2 protein-coding genes are annotated in these 3,352 nt (G+C 63.2%); both read left to right on the top strand.

Annotation, left to right across the window (positions count from 1 at the left end; translation table 11 throughout):
• Positions 1-351 (top strand): ferritin (locus FJY73_14200; GenBank protein ID MBM3321812.1); only part of this gene is annotated, 351 nt, incomplete at its 5' end.
• A gap of 243 nt (positions 352-594) precedes the next feature.
• Positions 595-3,051, top strand: coding sequence for a glycogen/starch/alpha-glucan phosphorylase (locus FJY73_14195; protein MBM3321811.1), 2,457 nt, complete (start codon positions 595-597; stop codon positions 3,049-3,051).
• Positions 3,052-3,352: the final 301 nt, after the last annotated feature.

Below are 3,352 nucleotides of genomic sequence, written 5' to 3'. Positions count from 1 at the left end.
AAAGAGGAAACCGAACACGGAATGAAGTTCTTCCACTTCATTCTCGACCGGGGCGGGAAGCCGATTCTCGACGCGATCGAGACCCCGCCTTCGTCGTGGAAGTCGCCTCTCGATGCGTTCCAGGCCGTCTACGCGCACGAGCAGAAGGTCACCGCCGGGATTCACAAGCTCCTCGACCTCGCGGCGAAGGAAGGGGACCACCCCGCGCACGCCTTCCTCCAGTGGTTCGTCGCCGAGCAGGTCGAGGAGGAAGCGTCGGCGGACGAGGTCGTCCAGAAGCTGAAGATGATCGGCGACATGGTTCCCGGGATCTTCATGATGGATCGGGAGCTCGGCGCGAGGAACGGCTAACCGGCTGCGCTCCGGCGGGCCGCGCGCGGGGCGGGAGGCATCCGGAACCCTGCTGTCCCGGACCCCTTCCCCGCGCGCACTCGCGCGATCGCCCGTTCCCGCGGAACCCGGTGCGGCTCATCTTCTTTCCTCTCCCGCCCGACAAGAAGGAGAAGAGGGAGAAAGCGCAACCGGCGGGACCTCCCGGATGAACGACTGCCGCGTCGACAAGCCGTGTGATCGCTTGAGGAGAACGCGTACCCGATGGAAGCCTCGCCCAAGAATCCTCTCTCCGACGCCTCGAGGGAGTTCCAAGAGTCGATCCGAAGACACATCCGCTATTCGCTCGGGCGGGAATGGAAGCACCTCGCCGGACGCGAGATCTTCAATGCGGTCGCGCTCGCCGTGAGGGACCGCCTCGTCGATCTTCTCTTCGAGACCGAAACGCGATACCGGGAGGCGGATGCGAAACGTCTCTATTACCTATCCATGGAGTATCTTATCGGACGGTCGCTCGGCAACAACCTCACGAACCTCGGCATCTACGACCTGTGCCGAGAAGCGCTCGAAAGCATGGGCCTCGATATCGAGGAGGTGCGCGAGGCGGAAACGGACGCCGCTCTCGGAAACGGCGGGCTCGGCCGATTGGCCGCCTGTCTTCTCGACTCGTTGGCGACGCTCGGGATGCCGGGATTCGGATACGGCATCAATTACGAATACGGCCTCTTCCGGCAGCAGATCTCGGACGGACACCAGAGAGAGAGACCGGATCATTGGCGCTCGTACGGAACGCCGTGGCTGATCGAGCGCCCCGACGAGGCGTGCATCGTCCCGGTCTACGGGCGGATGGAGACGATCCCCGATTCGGCGGGACGCAAGCAGCCGGTCTGGAGCGATTGGCGCATCCTGATCGGCGTTCCCCACGACATGCCGATCGTCGGTTACGGCGGTCGGACCGTGAACACGCTTCGCCTCTATACCGCCCGCTCCTCGCACGAGTTCGACGTCGGGATCTTCAACGGCGGCGACTATCTCCTCGCCGTGGAGCAGAAGGTCGCTTCCGAGACGATATCGAAGGTCCTCTATCCTTCCGATCTCGTGGAGGCCGGGAAGGAGCTTCGACTCCTCCAAGAGTACTTCTTCGTCGCGTGCGCGCTTTGGGACATCGTTCAGAAGTACCAGGCGCGCCGAGCGGCCTTCGACGACTTCCCCTCGCGCGTGGCGATCCAACTGAACGACACGCATCCCGCGCTCGCCATCGCCGAGCTGATGCGCATCCTGGTCGACGAGAAAGCGGTCCGCTGGGAGCGCGCCTGGTCGATTACTCGCTCGACCTTCGGCTACACGAACCACACGCTTCTCCCTGAGGCGCTGGAGAAATGGCCGGTGGAGCTTCTCCGGCGTGTCGTCCCCCGCCACCTCCAGATCATCGAGGAGATCAACCGGAGGTTTCTTCGCGAAATCGAGAAAGTCTGGCCCGACGATCGGGGGCGGCTTGCCCGCATGTCGCTCTTCGAGGACGGGGGCGCACCCCAAGTTCGGATGGCGCACCTGGCGATCGTCGGGAGCCGCTCGGTGAACGGGGTTGCGAAGCTTCATACCGAGCTCATCAAGTCGTCGCTCGCGGCGGACTTCTACCGCCTCTGGCCGGAACGCTTCAACAATAAAACGAACGGCGTCACGCAGCGAAGATGGCTTCTCAAGGCGAACCCAGCCCTCGCCCGGCTCGTCACCGACACGATCGGCGATTCCTGGATCACCGACCTCGACCATCTCCGCGGCCTCGAGCCGCACGCACGGGACGGCGCCTTCCAGGAAGCCTTCGGACGAATCAAGAGGGAGAACAAGGAGCGGCTCGCGAAGGTCGTCTACGACGCGACGCGGGAGACGGTGGACCCGAACTCCCTCTTCGACGTTCAGGTGAAGCGGATCCACGAGTACAAACGCCAGCTGCTCAGCGTCATGCACGTCATCCATCAGTACTTCACCGTCGTCGAGGACGGCGCGGAGATCCCGGTGCCCCGCACGTACATCTACGCGGGGAAAGCCGCGCCGGGCTACTGGGCGGCGAAGCAGATCATCAAGCTGATCCACAACGTCGGCCGCGTCGTGAACAACGATCCGCGCACCCGGGATCGGCTCCGCGTCGTCTTCATCCCCGACTACAGAGTTTCGCTCGCGGAGAAGATCATCCCGGCGGCGGATCTCAGCGAACAGATCTCGACGGCGGGCATGGAGGCATCCGGGACGGGGAACATGAAGTTCGCCATGAACGGCGCCCTCACGATCGGCACTCTCGACGGCGCGAACATCGAGATCCTCGAGGAGGTCGGGGCGGAGAACATCTTCATCTTCGGGCTCCGGGCGGACGAGGTCCGGAAGATGCGCGAGGAGCGATCCTACAGCCCCTACCATTACTACCAGTACAACCACCTCCTGCGACGCGTGATGGACGGGCTGAACTCCGATCTCTTCTCGCCGCATGAGCCGGGGCTCTTCAAGTGGATCTTCCAGAGGATCGTCGATCAGGGGGACTATTACTTCCATCTCGCCGATCTTCCCTCCTACATCGACCGGCAGAAAGACGTGGAGAAGACCTACCTCGCGCCCCCTCTCTGGCGGGAGAAGGCGATCATGAACGTCGCCCGCATCGGCAGGTTCTCGAGCGACCGGACGGTGCGCGAGTATGCGGCCCAAATCTGGAAGATCCGTTCGTACTGAGAAGTCACGCCGATTCACCCGGTTTCGGGACCGGGGAGTCGACCCCAGGCAGGATTCGTGCCCCCGCATGCAGCCCTTCGAAAAGCGATCGCGGCTTGCAACCCATTGAAAATACAAGCGTTCGCTGCGCGGCGCCGCAATCGACCGAGGCTCTCCCCCCTCAAGGGTTTCCTTTATCGGGCCGATCTTCGGGGCAAATCGCCCGCGGGACGTGGGGAGCAATCGGTAGTTCTTGCAGCAGTTGCCGAAATCCCCTCCCATCCCCGGCACAACAAGAGGAGGATTCGAAGGATGAGGTGCA

The sequence above is a fragment of the Candidatus Eisenbacteria bacterium genome, from assembly GCA_016867715.1.
In the GTDB taxonomy this organism is placed as follows: Bacteria; Orphanbacterota; Orphanbacteria; order Orphanbacterales; family Orphanbacteraceae; genus VGIW01.
Note: the sequence above shows the minus strand (reverse complement) of the source record. Positions and strands in the feature narration are given on the sequence as shown.

Coding starts and splice junctions, on each gene's coding strand:
- FJY73_14195 (MBM3321811.1), top strand. CDS start 595: ATGGAAGCCTCGCCCAAGAATCCTCTCTCCGACGCCTCGAGGGAGTTC.